Annotated in this window: 17 protein-coding genes; all 17 read left to right on the top strand. The window is 51.7% G+C overall.

The features are described from left to right. Position 1 precedes the first annotated feature (1 nt). The 17 genes from tenA (at position 2) to AC6ESP_RS04935 (ending at position 19,214) form a co-directional block, all read left to right on the top strand. A complete protein-coding gene (gene tenA, locus AC6ESP_RS04855; protein ID WP_497095630.1) occupies positions 2–682 on the top strand; it encodes a thiaminase II in 681 nt (226 codons plus the stop codon). Beyond that, positions 679–1,503: an ABC transporter ATP-binding protein gene (locus tag AC6ESP_RS04860; protein WP_497095551.1), complete on the top strand. Its 825-nt coding sequence runs from the start codon at positions 679–681 to the stop codon at positions 1,501–1,503. Before tenA ends, AC6ESP_RS04860 begins: the two co-directional genes overlap by 4 nt. After that, positions 1,500–2,252 (top strand): ABC transporter permease, encoded by a 753-nt coding sequence (locus AC6ESP_RS04865; RefSeq protein WP_497095552.1) that lies wholly within the window; start codon positions 1,500–1,502, stop codon positions 2,250–2,252. Before AC6ESP_RS04860 ends, AC6ESP_RS04865 begins: the two co-directional genes overlap by 4 nt. Positions 2,253–2,280: 28 nt before the next feature. After that, entirely contained in the window at positions 2,281–3,291 is a 1,011-nt protein-coding gene (locus tag AC6ESP_RS04870) for an ABC transporter substrate-binding protein (protein ID WP_497095553.1), read from the top strand. Between the two features lie 78 nt (positions 3,292–3,369). Then, positions 3,370–4,359, top strand: coding sequence for a ThiF family adenylyltransferase (locus AC6ESP_RS04875; RefSeq protein WP_497095554.1), 990 nt, complete (start codon positions 3,370–3,372; stop codon positions 4,357–4,359). A gap of 20 nt (positions 4,360–4,379) precedes the next feature. Then, positions 4,380–5,003 (top strand): thiamine phosphate synthase, encoded by a 624-nt coding sequence (thiE, locus tag AC6ESP_RS04880; RefSeq protein ID WP_497095555.1) that lies wholly within the window; start codon positions 4,380–4,382, stop codon positions 5,001–5,003. Between the two features lie 4 nt (positions 5,004–5,007). Further along, positions 5,008–5,208: a sulfur carrier protein ThiS gene (thiS, locus tag AC6ESP_RS04885; protein WP_497095556.1), complete on the top strand. Its 201-nt coding sequence runs from the start codon at positions 5,008–5,010 to the stop codon at positions 5,206–5,208. A gap of 3 nt (positions 5,209–5,211) precedes the next feature. Continuing rightward, entirely contained in the window at positions 5,212–5,991 is a 780-nt protein-coding gene (locus AC6ESP_RS04890; RefSeq protein ID WP_497095557.1) for a thiazole synthase, read from the top strand. Positions 5,992–6,017: 26 nt separating this feature from the next. Further along, positions 6,018–7,127, top strand: coding sequence for a glycine oxidase ThiO (gene thiO, locus AC6ESP_RS04895; protein WP_497095558.1), 1,110 nt, complete (start codon positions 6,018–6,020; stop codon positions 7,125–7,127). Between the two features lie 231 nt (positions 7,128–7,358). Continuing rightward, positions 7,359–9,083, top strand: coding sequence for a DUF8809 domain-containing protein (locus AC6ESP_RS04900; RefSeq protein WP_497095559.1), 1,725 nt, complete (start codon positions 7,359–7,361; stop codon positions 9,081–9,083). Positions 9,084–9,097: 14 nt separating this feature from the next. Then, positions 9,098–10,087 carry an AAA family ATPase gene (locus tag AC6ESP_RS04905; RefSeq protein WP_497095560.1) on the top strand — a complete coding sequence of 330 codons (990 nt, stop codon included), beginning with the start codon at positions 9,098–9,100 and terminating at the stop codon, positions 10,085–10,087. After that, positions 10,084–11,085 carry a DUF58 domain-containing protein gene (locus AC6ESP_RS04910; RefSeq protein WP_497095561.1) on the top strand — a complete coding sequence of 334 codons (1,002 nt, stop codon included), beginning with the start codon at positions 10,084–10,086 and terminating at the stop codon, positions 11,083–11,085. The genes AC6ESP_RS04905 and AC6ESP_RS04910 overlap by 4 nt, the downstream gene beginning before the upstream one ends. Before the next feature lie 22 nt (positions 11,086–11,107). Continuing rightward, on the top strand, positions 11,108–13,060 hold the full coding sequence (locus tag AC6ESP_RS04915; RefSeq protein ID WP_497095562.1) for a vWA domain-containing protein: 1,953 nt from the start codon (positions 11,108–11,110) through the stop codon (positions 13,058–13,060). Continuing rightward, positions 13,050–15,968: a VWA domain-containing protein gene (locus tag AC6ESP_RS04920; RefSeq protein WP_497095631.1), complete on the top strand. Its 2,919-nt coding sequence runs from the start codon at positions 13,050–13,052 to the stop codon at positions 15,966–15,968. Before AC6ESP_RS04915 ends, AC6ESP_RS04920 begins: the two co-directional genes overlap by 11 nt. Positions 15,969–16,085: 117 nt before the next feature. Beyond that, positions 16,086–16,481 carry a DnaJ family domain-containing protein gene (locus tag AC6ESP_RS04925; protein ID WP_497095632.1) on the top strand — a complete coding sequence of 132 codons (396 nt, stop codon included), beginning with the start codon at positions 16,086–16,088 and terminating at the stop codon, positions 16,479–16,481. Continuing rightward, positions 16,459–16,767, top strand: coding sequence for a rhodanese-like domain-containing protein (locus AC6ESP_RS04930; protein ID WP_497095563.1), 309 nt, complete (start codon positions 16,459–16,461; stop codon positions 16,765–16,767). Before AC6ESP_RS04925 ends, AC6ESP_RS04930 begins: the two co-directional genes overlap by 23 nt. Before the next feature lie 212 nt (positions 16,768–16,979). Continuing rightward, positions 16,980–19,214, top strand: coding sequence for a heavy metal translocating P-type ATPase (locus tag AC6ESP_RS04935; protein ID WP_497095564.1), 2,235 nt, complete (start codon positions 16,980–16,982; stop codon positions 19,212–19,214). Positions 19,215–19,232 lie beyond the last annotated feature (18 nt).

The raw sequence follows: 19,232 nt of genomic DNA on the forward strand, positions 1-19,232 counted from the left end.
TATGGAAGCGACGAAAGTGCTTTTTAGTGAGCGGCTATATCAAGCGGTGGAGCCGGTATGGAGGAAGTGCCATACGCATCCTTTCCTCACTGGCCTTAGGGACGGTACGCTTGAGCCGGAACGGTTCATTTATTATATGAAACAGGACTATGTCTATTTAATAGATTATGCCAAAATGTTCGCTCTCGGCAGTATCAAATCTCGCGACCTAGAGACGATGGGCAAATTCGCGGAGCTTCTGCATTCAACATTAAATGTCGAGATGGAGCTGCATCGCCAGTATGCTGAGCGATTTGCTATTACTCGAGATGAGCTGGAGGCAACGGTACCGGCACCGACAACGATTGCTTATACCAAATATATGCTTGATGCGGCACAGGGATCGCTTGCTGAGGTAGTAGCTGCCTTGCTGCCTTGCATGTGGAGCTATCGGGAGATTGGAACGACCTTCGCACAGGTGGATGGCGCACTTGAACATCCGTTATATCGCGATTGGATTCTCATGTATAGCTCAGAAGAGTTCCGTGAGCTTACAGAGTGGACCATTAGTCTGATGAACAGATTGGCCGTGAACCTGCCGGAGCGGGAGCTTGCCCGTCTGGAGGAGCTGTTCGTCGTAACGTCCAGATTCGAATATATGTTCTGGGATATGGCTTATCATCAAGAGGAGTGGCCGGTGTGAGCACAGCGTTAACGGATCATAGCGGTAAGCACTCGCTTGCTTTAGCGGTCAAAGGCTTGAATTATGCTTTTTCTGAGGGAGATTCGCTATTCAGCGGACTAAGCTTCGATATCCGCGAAGGGGAGTTCGTGTCTCTGCTTGCGCCGAGTGGCATTGGTAAGACTACACTATTCCGACTGTTGGCGGGCCTGCTAACTCCGCAATCGGGAACGATCCAGCTGAACCATACCAACAGACAGGCAGGTGTGAATGGCGGTCAATTGGGACGCATCGGATATATGCCGCAGAGAGATAGCCTGATGCCATGGAGAAGTGTGCTCGATAACGCGGCACTTGGCCTTGAACTGGCAGGAACCCCGAGGCGGGAAGCAAGGAAGCGGGTGCTGGACCTGCTGCCATCCTTCGGACTGGAAGGAACGCAGGATAAGCGTCCTCATGAGCTATCGGGCGGGATGCGGCAGCGTGTATCCTTTCTGCGCTCCGTGCTTGGCGGGAGCAATCTGCTGCTGCTGGATGAGCCATTCAGCGCACTCGATGCGATGACACGAGTAAGCATGCAGGAATGGCTGCTGCAGGTGTGGGAGCAGAACCGCCATACGATATTATTCATAACACATGACATTGATGAAGCGCTGCTTCTGTCCGATCGGGTTCTTATAGCGCCGAGTTCGCCAGTATCTGCTTTGCATGAGCTGGAAGTAGTACTGCCTAGACCAAGAAGCTATGAAACGGTGCTTGATGGTTCTTTTGCCGAGCTGAAGCGGCAGGCTCTAGTGCTGCTAGGTAAAAATAAAGCCGAGTGGAGGGGGACACACAGATGAGGCAGCGTATTCGCTCGGGAATGCCTCTGCTGCTGTTTCTCTTGCTGCTCGCTATGCTGTGGGAGGGAGCGGCGACCGTGCTGGACATTCCCCATTACATCATTCCGAAGCTGTCTGATGTGCTGATATCTACTTGGGACAATCGTTCGCTGCTCACCAAGCATTTTCTCGTAACCTTGGGAGAGTCGCTGCTGGGACTTAGTATTTCGATAGTGTTCGGGGCACTTGCAGCTGTCTGCATTGAGGGCTCGAGCTTAGCGAAGAAGACGTTATATCCACTAATCGTCGCTTCTCAGACGGTTCCGATTATTGCATTATCTCCAATTATGGTGATGTGGTTCGGCTATGAGATTTGGAGCAAAGCAGCGGTCGTTATTTTATTTACCTTCTTTCCGATTGCGGTCAACACCGCAGATGGCTTCCGCTCGGCCGATTCTGGCATTGGTGAGGTCATGCGCTCGATGGGCGCGAGGAAACGAGATCTGTTCCTGAAGTGGAAGCTGCCGTCGGCGCTGCCTGGTTTTTATACGGGGCTCAAAATGGCGGCGACGATCAGTGTAGGCGGGGCAACGCTAGGAGAATGGCTGGGTGGAGAGGCGGGCCTTGGCATGTACACGAAGCGGGCATCAAGCCTCCTGCGGGGAGATGCTGTTTTTTCAGGCGTACTGCTGCTGTCGTTGATGGGGATTATGTTGTTCATGGCCGCACAGGCGATTGAGAGGGCTAGCCTGTCGAAGCGTCCATCCTAAATGAAGATGAGAGAGGGATTATTAACAAATGAGCATATTGAACTGGAAAAAAATAATGAAGTCTACAGCAGCAGTCGTGCTGCTAACGACAACGCTGTCGGCCTGTGGTTCGAACAATGATGGAGAAGCATCGACAACTAGTGAAACCGAGCTTACCGTTCTGCTTGATTGGTATCCGAATGCGGTTCATTCCTTCCTCTATGCGGCGGAGGAGCAGGGTTACTTCAAGGAAGCAGGCCTTAAGGTCAACTTACAGACACCAGCAGATACGAATGACGCGCTGAAGCTGGTAGCGACAGGCAAGGCTGACCTAGCGCTTAGCTACCAGATGCAGGTGGCAATTGCCCGTGCCGAGGATATCCCGATTGTTTCAGTAGCAGCAGTCGTAAGACATCCGCTTAATCGCCTGTTTGCCCTAGAATCGGCTGGTGTACAAAGTCCTAAGGATCTAGTTGGCAAAAAAATCGGCTATCCGTCTATTCCGCTGGATCAGATGATTGTAGATACGATGGTTGAATCGGACGGGGGCGATGCCTCGAAGCTGAATTATGTCGATATTGGCTGGGACCTGATTCCAGCGATGACGACTCAGAAAGTTGACGCAATCATCGGCGGTTATGTCAACCATGAGAAGCCGCTTCTAGAGAAGGAAGGCATCACGCTTGCCACGTTTGATCCTTCGGAATACGGTGTTCCTGACTATTATGAGCTGGTGCTTACGGCAAGCGAAGATGGACTTGCGACCAAGAGCGAGACATTCAAGAAGTTTATCGAGGCAGCGGCCAAAGGACAGCAGTATACCGTTGATCATCCAGAGGAATCGCTGCAGAACCTGCTGAATTCACAAAATGAAAGCTTTCCGCTAGATGCTGAGATAGAGAAGCAGAGTCTGGCAATTCTGCTGCCGCTGATGGATGCTGGCTCTGAGCCTTTCGGCTCGCAGTCGGAGGAGTCATGGAATGCAGTCATCACCTGGCTGAACGAGCATGGCCAATTAAAGAAATCGATTAAGGCCGAGGATGCCTTCCGTCAACTATAATGAGATAATAGCAGATATATGATGCAGCAAGGGGACGCAGAAAGGGGCAGCTTGATGGAGGAGCGATATTCAAGACAAATGCTGTTTGCGCCGATCGGTGAGGCAGGACAACGCAAGCTGATGGATAGCGCGGTTTGTATTGTAGGGATGGGAGCGCTCGGAACAGTGCTGGCGAATCACATGGTTCGAGCAGGTGTCGGGCATGTGCGGCTCGTGGATCGTGATTATGTCGAGCAGAGCAACTTGCAGAGACAGATGCTGTTCGACGAGGAGGATGTGGACAACGTCTATCCGAAGGTCATTGCCGCGGAGAACAAACTTCGTAAAATCAATTCATCTATAAAGCTGGAAGCGATAGTTGCAGATGCAACTGCGCTTAATATTGATTCTCTATTAGACGGGATGGATCTGGTACTGGATGGAACGGATAATTTCCATACGCGCTTTCTGCTGAATGACGCATGCTTCAAGCGAGGCATTCCCTTTACATACGGTGGAGCGGTCAGCTCTCGCGGGATGAGCTCGATATTCGTGCCGGGGCAGACACCCTGCCTTCGCTGTTTGATCCAATCAGGGGATTCCGGCGGCCAGACCTGCGATATGATTGGGGTAATTGGCCCGGTAGTCGATATGGTCGCCTCCTATCAAGCTGTCGAAGCTATGAAATACTTGGTAGGAGACGATAAGAAGAGAAGAAATAGCCTAGTGACTTTTGATATTTGGCATAACCAATATTACGAGATGAAGCTAGGTGAGCCGGACAGTAATTGTCCTTGCTGCGGGCGGAAGGAATACCCGGCGCTTGAGCAGAATGCGGAGGATGCCTTCTTGTCCTTGTGTGGACGGGAGACGATCCAAATCACTGGCAGTGGAGCACTCGATCTACCGGTGTGGCGCGATCGGCTGGAGCAAGCTGCATTGAAGGTAAGCCTTAATCCATTCCTGCTGAAGGCAGAGCTGCCAGAAGGAGAACGGCTTGTGTTGTTCGAGGATGGCCGTGTGCTAGTACAGGGCACGGATGATAAGGTACGAGCGAAGAGCTTATATGCCCGTTATATCGGGCTCTAAGGCAGAGGAGTGAGGAACCGATGAAGGATTTCAGATTATATGCCATTACGGGTGAGCAATTCCATCCCGGCCGCGAGCTGGTTGAGGTTATGGAGCAGGCGATACTTGGCGGTGTAGATATTATTCAGCTGCGTGACAAATCGGGAGATAAAGCGGCGATCATGGACAAGGCTAAGGCGCTTCGGCTGCTGACTCGACAATATGGCGTGACCTTTATTGTCAACGATCATACTGACATCGCGATGGAGGTGGATGCGGATGGCATTCATCTTGGACAAGGTGATGTACCGCTCTTGGAAGCTAGACAAATCGTCGGCAATAAAATAATAGGCATCTCCACTCACGCAATCGGGGAAGCGCTTCTTGCAGAGCAGCAGGGTGCAGATTATATCGGTGTAGGCCCTATTTATAGAACAGCTACCAAAGAGGATGTTGTTGATCCGGTTCCCATTGCTTATATTCGTGAAGTCGTCAAGGAAGTGAAGATTCCGTTCGTTGCCATTGGCGGAATTAAGCTGCATAACGTGGATGAGGTCATTGCAGCTGGTGCTAAGCGGATATGTGCAGTAAGTGAAATCGTTGGAAGCACGGACGTGAAGGGCACCTGCGAGGCGTTTGTTCAGAAGCTGGAGAGAGGACGATGACGCTATGGAGCTCATAATTAACGGCAGTATTCAGCAATTGGAGCAAGTCATTACGATGCAGGATGTAATTGAACGGCTGGGCCTGGTCGGCAAGCCAGTCGTTGCCGAAGCGGATGGCAAGGTGCTGACAGCGGAGCAATGGGCGGCGACATCTGTTCATCCGGGTATGCGGATTGAACTGGTTCATTTTGTAGGAGGAGGCTGACGTATGCAGGCAGATGGTTTGACGATTGGCGGTCGCACGCTGTCCTCTCGTTTTTTTATCGGGACGGGACTTTTTCCGAATCCATATGTACAAAAGGAAGCGATCAAAGCTTCTGGGGCAGAGGTACTGACCTTCGCAATTAGGCGAATTAATCTGGCATCGACGGAGGATGATTCTATTCTTCAGCATCTGGAGGATTCGAATTATGTGTATTTGCCGAACACTTCGGGAGCTCGGACAGCTGACGAAGCCGTTCGTATTGCTAGGCTCGCTAGAGCCTCCGGCCTCAGTGATTGGATCAAAGTAGAGATTAGCGTCAACGAACGGACGCTGCTGCCTGATCCTATTGAAACACTCAAGGCGACCGAGATTCTAGTGAAGGAAGGCTTCACCGTGCTGCCGTACACCTCCGATGATCCGGTTATATGCAAGCGTCTGGAGGAAGCGGGAGCTGCTGCCGTTATGCCTGGAGCTGCTCCAATCGGAACAGGACTTGGCATACTCAATCCCTATAATCTGGGGTTGATTGTCGAGGAGGCTGGCGTACCGATTATTGTAGATGCGGGGCTTGGCTCGGCTAGCGATGTGACACAGGCGATGGAGCTAGGGGTGAGCGGCGTGCTGATGAATACGCCGGTCGCGAAGGCGAAGGACCCGGTAAGGATGGCTAGAGCAATGAGTCTTGCTATTGAGGCCGGACGACTCTCTTATCTAGCAGGCCGGATCGGGAAGAAGAAATATGCCTCAGCAAGCAGCGGGCTTGATGCTTTTAAGTTGACATAACGGATTCGTAGGAGCGATGGATGTTGGTGAAAGAACAAATAATCGTCATGGGCGGAGGCATCATCGGATTATCCTGCGCCCTTGAATTGCAACGACGCGGTTATCAGGCGGTTCTGCTAGAACGGAAGAAGTGCGGGGGGCAGGCCTCCGGCGCTGCAGCTGGCATGCTGGCTCCATACTCGGAGAATGTAGAAGGCCCGGATTCATTTTTTCAATTGTGCTTGGAGAGCTTGCAGCTGTATCCTGAGTGGCAGAAGAACGTTAGGGAAATATCCGGGCAGACATTCGAATATACGGAATCGGGAAGTCTCTATGTAGCGTATCATGATGCAGATCTGCTGGCGCTTGAGGGCAGGCTGCTGTGGCAGCGGCAATACGGCTCAACGGGAGCAATTATCGAAGGAGAGGCGCTCCGCCGCATGGAGCCCATGCTTACAGGTGAGGCGAGAGCAGCGCTCTATACACCGGAAGAAAGTCATATCTATGCGCCTCATTACGTACGTGCGCTGGAACTCGCCTGTAGGAAGCTGGGTGTTCAAATCTATGAAGAGCTGGAGCAGCTGGACATTATAGAATGGCAGAACAATGTGGTGGTGCGCTCCGCAGACGAACGGAATTTCGAAGGGGGTCAACTGTTAATCTGCTCTGGCGCATGGGCACAGCATCTCGCAGAAACCTTCCATATGTCGATTCCGGTGTATCCGATTCGTGGTCAAATATGCGCTTATGAGGCTGAGGCGAAGCCTGTCTCGCATATGGTATTCTGCAATCAGGGTTATCTGGTAGGTAAAGCGAATGGCACGTTAGTCTGTGGAGCCTCAGAGGATGTTGCAGGCTACGATACAGCTGTAACAGCCAAAGGAATTGGCAGACTACAGAACTGGAATAAGCTGCTGTTTCCTTTTCTAACGGATCAGACGCCATTTCATAGTTGGGCAGGTCTGCGTCCCGCAACGCAGGATGGGTTCCCGTTAATCGGCCTTGTGCCTGAGACGAGTCGTGTGGTGCTGGCTGTGGGGCATTACCGCAACGGGATTCTGCTAAGCCCGGCTACGGCTCTCATGGCTGCGGATTTCATCGCGAATAAAGAGTTTTCTGCCTATGATGGAGCTTTTTCGCCAGATCGGTTCAGCTAGTAATGAGGTTAGTATGACGGGAGAATGGAGTGTCGAGAAAGTCCAATGGGCTTTATCGGCGCTTTTTTTTGTTAGGGGACTACATATGGCGAGAGGCCTTATCGATTATGGTAAATTCGCAACCTTTCTATTGGGATTTCCGTTAAAATAAGGATAAGTAGTAATAGGGCTGGGGCAATGCATGCTGAGTTCCTATGAAAGCGGACAAGTAAGGCAGAAGGAGGGGCAATGATGAAGGAGGAACGGTCACTGGATGAATGGATGAAGCCTGTCAGAACAAGGCTGACGCTATTCGGAATATGCCGGTATATGCTGTATGGATTGCTCGTTGGCAGTGCTGCTGGCGTCATCGTTCTGGTCATTAGCAGAGTATGGCCTATGCTGCATGCAAGATCTGCTGCTGCCGTACTGATGGGCTGCGGATTAGCAATAGGCCTCATAATTGGAATTGGAAGAAGGGCTTCGCTGCGTGATGCGGCGAAGGTGATGGATCGCAATGATACGGATGATGCGATCTCAACGGCATTAGACGGGCTTGATCTGCCTGCGGGCAGCGAACCGGTAATCGTGAGGCTGCAACGGGCTGAAGCGGTGGAGGCAGCTCGAAGCTACGCAGCTTCGCTGCGTGAGCGGCTGCCTTGGCCAGCCTGGCGAAGCTGGCGGTGGAGCGTGCTTGGGGTTGGTGCCGCTGCGTTGTTAGCGGCACTGCTGTTCGTGTGGCCGAATCCGCTGGATGAGAAGGCACAGGCGATGGCGGCAGCGGAGCGAGAGCTCGAGCAGCTCCAACGTGAGGCGGCGGAGCTTGCCGAGGAGCTGGAGGAGGCGAAGCTGCCGGAGGAGGCTAAGCGGCTGCTGGCGGAGTCGCTGGAGGAGCTGCGCAGCAAGCTTAAGGCTGCTGGTGACGATACACAGGAGGCGCTGGAGGAGTTAGCTGAAGCGATGCAAGAGCTAGAGAAGACTGCGGATGAGGCGAGAGCCGCGGCTGAGCGATTGGGTGATGTTGCTGAGGCGATGAATAGTGAGCCAGCTCTAAGACAGCTTGGTCAAGCGCTGCAGGACCGTGCTGCGGCTGCGGTCGAACAGGCGATCAGCGATATGCGCTCGGAGCTGCAGCAGCTTACTCCGGAGCAGAAGGAAGCACTCGCGCAGGCCCTTGAGAAGCTGGCCGCTGAGCTGCCAGAAGAGAGCCAGAGCCTTGCCGAAGCATTGGAGCAGACTGCAGAGGATACACGCAGCAGTGAAGAAGGAAGTCATGAGGATGCATTTGCAGCTCTGGAGGATGCACTCGCCCAAGAGCTGTCACAGGAGCAGTTGGAAGCATTGGCTAGATCGATGGCGGAGCAGCTGGGACAAAGCGGACAATCGCTAGCTCAGCAGCAGACGGCACAAGGAGGAGCAGTGCCTCCTGCTTGGTCGGGAGCAACGGCTTCTGGCAGCGGTGCTTCAGGGACAGGCGGGAGCGGCTCGGGAACAGCTGGACAAGGCAGCTCAAGCGAAGGGAATCAAGGCGAACAAGGCGCTGGCGGCACACCATCTGATAACGGGACTGGAGACGGACAAGGCAGCGCCGGTACAGGAGCTGGATCAGGAGCTGGAGCGGTTGCAGGGGCTGGTGCAGGTAATGGATCAGGTGCAGGCAGCGGCGAATCTGGGGGTCCAAGCGGTGTTGGCGGACTTCAAGGAGGCTATGGTGTTGGCGGGCGCAGTATGATTACGACTCCGCGTAGTATGGAGGGCTCAGGCAATGTTCAGCAGGACGGTGGACCATCTACAGGAGGACAGACACAGACGACTGGAGAGTCATCGCCCATGATAGACGGAACGACGCGTCCCTATGAAGAAGTGTACAGTGAATATGCAACAGAAGCGAAAAAAACACTCAATCGTTCCCAGCTGCCTCAGAGCATGCAGGATAAAGTCAAACAATATTTCGACCAAATACAGCCAAACCGATGAATGGAGAGGAACGGATGATAGAATCGAAAGCACAAATAGAACAGGCAGCAGAGCGAATCGCTGCATTAAGAGAAGAGATTGGTAAAGTTATCGTTGGACAGCACACCGTTGTGGAGCAGCTTCTATGGTGCTTGCTGGCCGGCGGTCACGCGCTGCTCGAGGGGATACCGGGTCTTGGCAAGACGATGCTGGTGCGGACGATTGCAGATACCATCGATCTTCAATTCTCAAGAATCCAATTCACCCCAGATTTAATGCCATCTGACATAACGGGCACGACCTTAATCGATTTCGGAGCACAGGGTACTGCGGCACAACGCTTTCAACCAGGTCCCATATTCGGCAATTTAGTATTGGCCGATGAGATTAATCGTGCCACTCCAAAGACTCAAAGCGCACTCCTTGAGGCGATGCAGGAAGGTACAGTTACAGCTGGCGGTGAGACACATGAGCTTCCACGGCCGTTCTTCGTGTTAGCGACCCAGAATCCAATTGAGCAGGAAGGTACGTATCCTCTTCCCGAAGCGCAGCTTGATCGATTCTTACTGAAGATTGGGGTAACCTACCCAACGCGCGAAGAGCTGAAGCAGATTGTGCTGCGAACGACTGCTGCTGAGCAGTCGAAGGTATCCGTAGTGATGACAGGGGCTGAGCTTAGAGAGCTTCAGCTCATTGCGAAGCACATCCTTATCGCTGATGAGGTTCTCGATCTTGCCGTTCGTCTTGTTATGATGACACATCCGGGTGAGGCAGATGCTCCTGATGAGGTTAAGCGTTATGCCCGTTATGGAGCGGGCCCGCGTGCATTGCAGGCGATTATTGCAGTAAGTAAAGTAAGGGCTTTATGTGCAGGCAAGCTGCATGTGTCATGGAATGATATACGCTTGGCGGCTATTCCAGCTCTGCGCCATAGAATCGTGCTTGGTTATGAAGCCCAAGCGATGTCTATACCAACGGATCAAATAACCGGTGCTATTATTCAGATGATCGAGGCTGAGAGATGAGCAAGAAGGATGGCTGGTTCGGCGATCAAATGGATTCAAGTGAAGCGCTCGCTCTGTTATTTCCAGATCTGACTCTGCTTGCAAGGCTGGAGGCGCTAAGCGTATCGGCAGGAAGCAGAATCAAAGGCACGCTCGCAGGCAAAAGAAGATCGAGCTCCCTTGGCGGGTCACAGGAATTTGCTGATTATCGGCCTTATGCTCCAGGTGATGATATTCGCCGGCTCGATTGGAACGTATATGGACGAACAGGACGTGCCTATATGCGCCAATATTGGGATGAACAAGAGCTGAATGTCAGTCTATACATCGATGTATCCCGTTCCATGTCCTTCGGACAAGGGCAGGGTAATAAGCTTCACCATGCGCTCCGTCTAGCCGCAAGTATAGGCTATGCGGCGTTAACAGGCGAAGATCGAATAGCCGTTAAGCTCTTTGGTGGAGACAGCGGTGGGAAGGAGCTGCAGCCGCTTCGTGGGAGAGCAGCTGTTCCGCAGCTGTTTCGATTTCTGGCGGAGGCTATCAACCACTACGGCAGGGTGGAGCAAGCCCAAGCTGCTGATGCTGTCCTGGAGAAAGTCGTCAGCTCGTCTATATCTGATGCGCTGGAGTGGGATCGGGGACGACTAAGAAGGTCAGGCACGACGTTGCTTATGACTGATGCCATGTATGAGCAAGGAATGGAAGAGACGCTGCTTGCTTTGCTGGCGGCCAGGCAGCAGGTTGTGTTCATTCACCTATTAAGTTCAGAGGAGCTTAATCCATCAATGACCGGAGAGCTTAAGCTAATTGACAGCGAGCTTGGCACGGGCAAAGAAGTTGCACTCAGCTATCCGGTTCTAAGCAAGTACCGAGAGGCTGTGCAAGAGTTTCAACAAGAGCTGAAGAAGATTTGCGGCGAGCGGGGTGTTGCTTACATATTCGTGGATACGGCAGCTCCTATGACAGAAACGGTTCAGAATACGCTGCTGCAGGCGGGTGTCCTGCGAAGCAAAGCTTGAGCCTGCGAAAGGGGAGACACGGATGTCATTGTTATCGCCTATATCGGCATTATTCGCCATCACATTACCAGCTATCATTCTCATGTATATATTAAAAAGAACATATAGGGATAAGGAAATTTCAAGTCACCTCCTATGGAACCGTGTTCTTCGTGAACAGGAAGCGAATCGCCCTTGGCAGAGGCTGCGCAGTCGTCCACTTATGCTGCTGCAGCTGCTCGCAGCAGCAATATTGGTAGTGGCCCTCATGCAGCCTTATATGAATCAAGCGGCCTCCTCTGAGGGACAAGCAGTCCTTATTATTGACCGTTCTGCCAGTATGACAGCAGATGGGAACAACGAAGGGACTCTATTCGACCAAGTGCTTGAGGAGGCGGGGCGATGGGTGGAGGAGCTTCCTAGGCAATCGCCAGTTACGATTATCGCAACAGGGGAACAGCCGCAAATTATAGTGAACAAGGAGCTCAATCGAGGGATGGTTCAGGAGGCTCTGAACAGCCTGCAGCCTGACTTCGGCCCTCAGGACAATGTCGCTGCGGTTTCTTTGGCCGATGCATTGATTGATTCTCAGAGCGGCGGACAGATCCGGTTATTCACCGATGGCTTGTGGTCTGATGCGCCCAATGTCAATGAACTGCAGCTTCATGCGCCTCTGGAGATCGTAGCTGCTGCTGGTATGACGAAGAAGAATGAAGCAATAGTCCACTTCGGAGTGAAACCTGCTGGAGATGGAAGCGGAAGTAATGAAGGGGTCATTACGGTGCGCAACGACTCAGCGGCAGAGAGACAATTGAAGGTTGAGGTGTATGTAGATGATGCTGAGAAAGCGACAGCCACGCAGTCGGTTGCGGTCACTCCTCAAGGCTGGGCTAGTGTGAAGCTATCCGATCTGCCTGCTGACGCCGCTTATTACAAAGCACAGCTAAGCAGTGCATCAGATGCCTTCCCACTAGACAATACGGCTTATCAGTTCCCCGAGTCTCCTGAGTCGCAACAGGTGCTGCTTGTGAGTACGGGCAACTTATTTCTAGAAAAGGCGCTTCAATTAGCAGGAGTAAGAACCTTGAAGGTAAATCCGAATGACTATACACCAAATGATGAATATTTGGACAATATGGATTGGATTATTGTAGATGGCCATGTCGCTAAGCTGAAAGAGGATAAGAATTGGTCTGCCATGCTGTCCTCCAAGCCGGTATGGTATATCGATCATCCTGATGATCGCCATGAGGAAGCAGCTGTTCCAGCGAATAATCGAATTGCGATCACAGAGCATCCTGTGACAGCTTACTTATCTTTTGATGATATTCACATTGGACGGATGTCGACACCCACAGACATCCTCTTGTGGGGCGAGCCATTGGTCAAATATGGGGATATTCCAGCTATTGTTGCCGGTATGGTCGAAGGCAAGCCGCAGCTTTATTTTACTTTTGATATGCAGGATACCGATTTGCCGCTGCGCCCTGAATTTCCCGTATTGATCGTACAGGCAGCGGATTGGATGAGTGGAGGTGCAAGGCAGGAGCTCGGTACGTCGATCGCGAATGCTCCGCTTGCTATAACCTTGAATGGAAATACATCTGAAGCTAAGTGGCAGGTAGTAGAGCAGATGGCTGGCTACAGGTCACTGACACAGGCAGTACAGCAGCTAACGACTACAGCTGACCACACTTACCAGTCGCCTTCCATTCCTGGCTTATATCGCTTAGTGGAACGAAATACAGCAGGAGAGGTCGTAGGCAATCGCCTGCTCGAGGTTACGCTTGATCCGGCAGAGAGCTCAGCGATGTCAAGCAATACCTTGATTGCTCCCGGTTATGTAGAATCGGACACGGGTGAAACGGCCCAATCGGATTGGCAGCTGTTGAATGCCCTTCAATCATCTGCGGTACTAGCTTCAGGGCTTGCGCTTCTACTATTCGTTCTGATGCTCAGTGAATGGGAGGTGTATCGTCGTGGGAATGCAAGCTAACGCTCCTTGGGCATTGCTGCTGCTCCTGCCATGGGGCGTGTGCATCTGGTGGATGATTCGCAGTACGGTTCGGCTTGAAGGAAATCGTAAAGCCGCTGCCATTGCAGTGCGTTCCCTCATTCTGCTGCTGCTGATCGCACTCGTTGCTCAGTTGCAGCCTTACTGGCGGATGGAACAACGGAATATAATGTTCGTTGCCGATCGTTCAGCCAGTGTGAATGCGGATGCGCAGCTCGAAGAGTGGATCGCCCAAGCCGTTGCAGCTAAGGAACAGGATGATCGTAGTGGTATCGTTACGGTTGGGTTAGATGCAGCAGTAGAACGAACGCTATCAGAGAGCAGCTTGGAATCGTATGCTTTCCGTGCCAAGGTGAATGAGCAATTCACTGATTTGTCGCAAGGCTTGCGAGCAGCATCTGGAATTATACAACAAGCAGGCGGAGGACGGATTGTGTTAATGTCGGACGGTGCGGAGAATGCAGGCCAGATGCTGAAGCAAGCTTCCATTTTGAAAAATGCGGGTATTGCTGTTGATGTTGTGCCAATCGCTCCTCCTGCTAGGACGGATGCCGCAATTGAATCATTTGAAGTGCCTCAATCCCTGAATCAAGGTGAGAAATTCACCTTTGAATTTATGATCAACAGCACCTCAGCAGGCAGCGCTGAGTTGCGGCTATATGCGGATCAAGCGGAGCTGTCGAGCAGTATTGTTCAGCTAGAGCCTGGGGAAAACCGATTTGCACTGCAAAGCACAGCGCTTGAACCGGGCTTCCATCGATTCCGTGCAGAGCTCTACGCAAATGGAGATGAGAGGGAGCAAAATAATGCAGCCTATGCCTTCAGCCGAGTTAGTGGACCACCGTCTGTCTTGATAGTGGAAGGCATCCCAGGCTCCTCTAGCAACATTGAAGCAGCAATGAGTGCCTCGCTTATCGGGCATGAGACGATTGCTCCCGAGCGGCTGTCTGTTCAGCTTGCTTCATATGCAGCTTATGACAGTATCATCTTAAATAATGTGCCTGCTACTAGAATAGCCGAGAAGCCAATGGAATGGATTGCGAAGGCTGTTAGTGATTATGGTATAGGCTTGGTTATGATCGGTGGTGACAACAGCTTCGGCTTAGGTGGATATTTCAAGACGCCAATTGAGCAGGCATTGCCAGTCTACATGGATTTGAAAGGAAAACGACAAATTCCATCGCTTGGCCTCATTCTTGTCATTGACCGTTCTGGCAGCATGAGTGATGGCAAGCTGGAGCTGGCTAAGGAAGCGGCAATGCGTACCGTTGAGCTTCTGCGCGAGCAGGACAGCGTAGGTGTTGTAGCCTTTGACTCGGCTCCTTGGTGGGTTGTAGAGCCGGCTAAGCTGACGGATCGGGAACAGGTATTGGAGCAGATCCAAGGCATACAGCCAGAGGGCGGAACTGAGATTTACACGGCGCTGGATTCAGCTTATAACAAGCTGCTGGACCTGCAAGCGGAGCGCAAGCATATCATCCTGCTGACAGATGGACAATCGGCTTCGAATCCAGGCTACGGGGTATTGACAGCGTCGATGAATGAGAATCAAATTACGTTGTCTACTGTAGCAGTCGGGGATGGGGCTGATCAAAGGCTGCTCAGTCAATTGGCTGAGGAGGCAAAAGGACGGTTTTATTTTACGAAGGATCAGAGCACATTGCCTGCAATATTCAGCAGAGAGACGGTGCTCATGTCTCGTACTTATGTTGTGGATCAGACCTTCGTTCCTATTATCGGACAAGCAGGCGGCTGGTCGACATTGTGGATGAATGGCCTGCCACAGCTTAATGCCTACATAGCAACAACTGCTAAGGAAACAGCAGAGGTAGCGCTGCTTGCGCCAGAAGGTGATCCTGTGCTTGCACGATGGGCTTACGGTTCGGGTCGAACAGCAGCTTGGACGAGTGATCTTACTGGCAAATGGTCGAAGGACTGGGTGCAGTGGGAAGCACTTCCGAATGTGCTGGCAGAATGGATCAAATGGACGTTTCCTCAATTCGATACTATGCCTTACAAGGTTTCTACTGAGCTGGCTGGACGGGAGGCGAAGCTGCGTATTCAATCCGATGGCGATGATAATGCAGCAGAAAGACTTCTTGCAGTTGTGAACAATGATGCGGGCGAGACAGATACTCTTCAGCCGCTGCCGATAGCCCCTGGTGAATATGAAGCAAGTCTGCCTTTGACGGAGCCTGGTGTGTACTTAATGCAGATAGGAGAGCAGTCTTCAGAAGGTGCATCGGAGTCAGGCTTGCAAGGAGGAACGACCACAGGCTTCGTAATCCCGTACTCCCCAGAATACAGGCTGTCAAATGAAGATGGAGCGGCTGCGCTAGAGCTGCTTGCAGAGGCAACGGGAGGACGCATTCTATCTCTCGATTATCCGAAGGAAGCCTTCCGCTTCGAGCCTGTTCTGCAGCGTCAATTGTATGATTGGTCTAGGCTGCTGCTTGTGGTCATTCTGCTATTATGGTTATGTGATATTGCAATTCGCAGACTGTCCCTTCCATATGGGAGGATAGCTGATTGGCTAAGAAGGCGTATGGCTGTATTGCGAGGAGCAGGAGGCTCAGCTGGAACGCCCTCTGTTACACAGCAGTCCGGCATTACTAGATTGCAGGAGCGTAAAAACAGGTCGGCTAGCTTTTATGATAGAAGTATGGGAAAGGCGGGCTCTCATTCAGATCAGGGGGCAAGTCAATCCGCTCATAATATTCCTCCTGTACTATCTAGTCCGAATCTGAATATGAGCGTAACTAAGGGCACACCTGCCAAGGAATCTCAGGTTACTGCAGCAGTTAACAATACGGTGAACGATAGCACGCAAGGGCATGCTGCTGATACCGTTAATCGGCTGCTTGCAGCTAAGAATAGGAAGAGAAGGTAGCTTGCGGGAGAATCACAGCGTTAATGGACAGGGTGGCTGGACATCAGGGAGGCGAAAAGGCTACAATTCATAGAGATGTATGCCCATATAGAAGGAGGTCTTCGAGCTGTGGATATCATGTCTTCCCTTGTAGAACAAAGGATTAAGGAAGCGATGGCTCGTGGTGACTTCGATAATCTGCCAGGGAAGGGAAAGCCTCTAGAGCTTGAAGACTTGTCGAACATTCCTGAAGAGCTGCGTGTTGGGTACAAGCTGCTCCGCAATGCGGGCATGATCCCAGAGGAAATGCTCGTCTCCAAAGAACTCATAGGTCTGCAGGATCTGCTGGAACTGTGTAAGGACGATGAAGAGCGGCGGGCGATTCATAAGAAGCTTACCGAGAAGCGTCTTCGTTACAGGATGCTAATGGAAGCACGCGGGTGGCAGCAGTCATCAGTCTATAAGCAATACGAACCTCAAATGATGAATCAGATAGAAGGAGCTGAATCAGATGTACCCCGAAATAACCCCTGAAGAAGTGGCAAAGAGCCTGAATAATGGTGAGAAATTAAATTTAGTGGATGTACGTGAAATCGATGAGTGGGAATCCGGCCACATTAAGGAAGCAAGGCATATCGCCCTATCGGAGCTTCAAGCACGGATTGAGGAACTATCGAAGGATGAGCCGCTCATTATTGTATGCCGCAGCGGTGGACGCAGCGGCAAAGCCTGTGATTTCTTGCAGGCTCATGGTTATGACGTTACGAATATGAAGGGCGGCATGCTCGAATGGCCTGCTGAGGTAGCTTACGGACAATAGATTGAACCTCGGTCATTACCAATTCGAATAAGCAATGGAGAACAATGCATCGTTATATAAACAAAGTAAGTCCTGCGGGTCTTATGACGTTTATAGGCGATGCATTTTTGTTTTACATAACGATGACTTTAAGATCATATAGTTGAACGAAGGCTTGTTCACGAACGGGGGAAGCTTGCTTCGTAATTGGGATGGAAAGCAGGTGAAGATAGGTGGAGCATGTGGATACTGGTGTGACAGTGGATTTTTCTGTACAAGGTATGAGCTGTACGGCCTGCGCCGGCAGAATCGAGAAATCGGTAGGTAAAATGAACGGTATTCAAGCCGTAGCGGTAAGTTATCCTGCTAGAACGGCTTGGGTGAAATATGAGCCAGACATCACTTCGCCTATTCAAATAATAGACAAAATCGGCAAGCTCGGCTTTGAAGCGAGTGTACCTGAACGTGTAAAGGAAGGCTTAGATAAAGAGCTGCGTGTATTGAAGCTGAGGTTAATCGTGTCTATGCTGCTGACTCTGCCTTTAATGGCGGTCATGCTGCAGCATGTAAGCTGGCTCGGGAGCGTCCAGGTCCCATTATGGATCAGCAATCCTTGGCTCCAGCTATCGCTCGCTACGGTAGTTCAGTTCGTTATCGGACTTCCCTTCTATATTGGGGCCTATCATGCGCTTCGTGCCCGCTCAGGCAATATGGACGTTCTTGTGGCGGTAGGTACTTCAGCTGCTTATTTATATAGCCACTATGTGGTATTCACAGCTGATAAAGGGCTCCTCTCCTCCCACGAGCTTCCTTTATATTTTGAGACGTCGGCGGTTGTCATTACGGCTGTGCTGCTAGGCAAATATATTGAGGCTAATGCGACAGCAAATGCACAGAGCGATGCATCCGGCTATGGAAATCTTAAGCAAGCATTCGTGACGGTCGAGCGTGGGGGCGAATTGCTCGCTATTGAAACAGAGTTCGTGCGTGTTGATGACTATGTTCAGGTTGTTCCAGGCGGAATTATTCCCGTAGATGGGATTGTGACCAGTGGTCACTCCGAGGTTAATGAAGCACTTCTTACGGGAGAGAGTCTACCAGTTGCCAAGCAAGCAGGAGATCGTGTATGGGCGGGTACCCGCAATGAGAGCAGCGAGCTCCGTATTCGTACAGAGGCGGCGGGACATGCGACAATGCTGCATCGGATCAGCGAGCTGGTGCGTCTTGCACAACGCTCGAAGTCAGCTATACAACGGCAAGTAGATGCTGTATCGGGCTGGTTCGTGCCAACCATGCTGCTGTTGTCGATAGGCACATTCGCCGTATGGATATTATTCGTGGAGCCAGGCAATCTGGAGCAAGCATTCCGCTGCTCGATTGCTGTTGTATTAGCTGCATGTCCATGCGCTTTAGGTCTGGCAACGCCTATTTCACTCGTTGTGGCATCAGGTCGTCTTGCCAAACGAGGCATAGTTGTCAAAGAAGCGGGCGCACTTGAACGATTGGCTCAGCTGGACATGATTGTATTGGACAAAACAGGTACGCTGACGGAAGGCCGTCCGCGGGTCAGTCAGCTGCATGCTGCACGGGGCAGCCGTGCAGGAGTATTGAAGATAGCAGCAGCTGCTGAAGCGGAATCGACACACCCGCTTGCTGTTGCAATTATAGAGGAAGCGAAGCGTGCAGGCCTTGTCGTGCCGAAGAAGGAACAATCCAGCTACATAGCTGGGCAGGGTGTGGAGGCCAAGCTTGGGAATAGGGTAGTCGGCGTGGGCAATGCAGCATTTGCAGCTGCAAGGCATTGGTCACAGCCAGATGAAGCGAGCCGCGCTTTCGCGACAGAGCGTGAAGCTGCTGGAGAGACAGTGCTATATGTGGCTGAACATGCTCAGCTTGTCGGTGTCATCTCACTTGTTGATACGGTTAAGCCCAATGCTAAGGAGGCGGTTAGCCGTCTGAAGCACGCGGGGATTACGGTGCTTCTTGCAACAGGAGATCACTCGGCTCCTGCCTTGAGTGCAGCGAGAACAGCTGGTATTACGAAGGTCTATGCTTCAATGCTGCCGGAAGACAAGCTGGCATTGATTCATAGGCTGAAGGAAATGGGGCATCGGATTGGCATGGTCGGAGATGGTTGGAATGATGCTCCCGCTCTTGCCGCCTCTGATGTCGGACTGGCAATGGGGGACGGTACGGATGCTGCGCTGACCGCTGGTCATATGACACTTTTGCAGCCGCGGATGTTCGCTATACCGGAGGCTGTATGGATTAGCCGATTAACGATACGCAATATTCGTCAGAATTTAACGTTCGCTTTTATCTATAATGCACTTATTATTCCTTTTGCAGCTTGTGGATTATTGCAGCCTTGGATGGCAGGAACAGCAATGGCACTAAGCTCATTGTCAGTAGTTGGCAATGCTCTTCGGTTGAACGTTCAGCTTCGCCGTGCTTCGCTTATCAAATGAGTGTCAAGGTTGGACAAA

The sequence above is a fragment of the Paenibacillus xinjiangensis genome (assembly GCF_059686975.1).

Bases quoted from the DNA above. Each gene is read 5' to 3' on its own strand.
- tenA (WP_497095630.1), top strand. From the start codon at position 2: ATGGAAGCGACGAAAGTGCTTTTTAGTGAGCGGCTATATCAAGCGGTG.
- AC6ESP_RS04865 (WP_497095552.1), top strand. From the start codon at position 1,500: ATGAGGCAGCGTATTCGCTCGGGAATGCCTCTGCTGCTGTTTCTCTTG.
- AC6ESP_RS04870 (WP_497095553.1), top strand. From the start codon at position 2,281: ATGAGCATATTGAACTGGAAAAAAATAATGAAGTCTACAGCAGCAGTC.
- AC6ESP_RS04875 (WP_497095554.1), top strand. From the start codon at position 3,370: ATGCTGTTTGCGCCGATCGGTGAGGCAGGACAACGCAAGCTGATGGAT.
- thiE (WP_497095555.1), top strand. From the start codon at position 4,380: ATGAAGGATTTCAGATTATATGCCATTACGGGTGAGCAATTCCATCCC.
- thiS (WP_497095556.1), top strand. From the start codon at position 5,008: ATGGAGCTCATAATTAACGGCAGTATTCAGCAATTGGAGCAAGTCATT.
- AC6ESP_RS04890 (WP_497095557.1), top strand. From the start codon at position 5,212: ATGCAGGCAGATGGTTTGACGATTGGCGGTCGCACGCTGTCCTCTCGT.
- AC6ESP_RS04900 (WP_497095559.1), top strand. From the start codon at position 7,359: ATGAAGGAGGAACGGTCACTGGATGAATGGATGAAGCCTGTCAGAACA.
- AC6ESP_RS04905 (WP_497095560.1), top strand. From the start codon at position 9,098: ATGATAGAATCGAAAGCACAAATAGAACAGGCAGCAGAGCGAATCGCT.
- AC6ESP_RS04910 (WP_497095561.1), top strand. From the start codon at position 10,084: ATGAGCAAGAAGGATGGCTGGTTCGGCGATCAAATGGATTCAAGTGAA.
- AC6ESP_RS04915 (WP_497095562.1), top strand. From the start codon at position 11,108: ATGTCATTGTTATCGCCTATATCGGCATTATTCGCCATCACATTACCA.
- AC6ESP_RS04920 (WP_497095631.1), top strand. From the start codon at position 13,050: ATGCAAGCTAACGCTCCTTGGGCATTGCTGCTGCTCCTGCCATGGGGC.
- AC6ESP_RS04925 (WP_497095632.1), top strand. From the start codon at position 16,086: ATGTCTTCCCTTGTAGAACAAAGGATTAAGGAAGCGATGGCTCGTGGT.
- AC6ESP_RS04930 (WP_497095563.1), top strand. From the start codon at position 16,459: ATGTACCCCGAAATAACCCCTGAAGAAGTGGCAAAGAGCCTGAATAAT.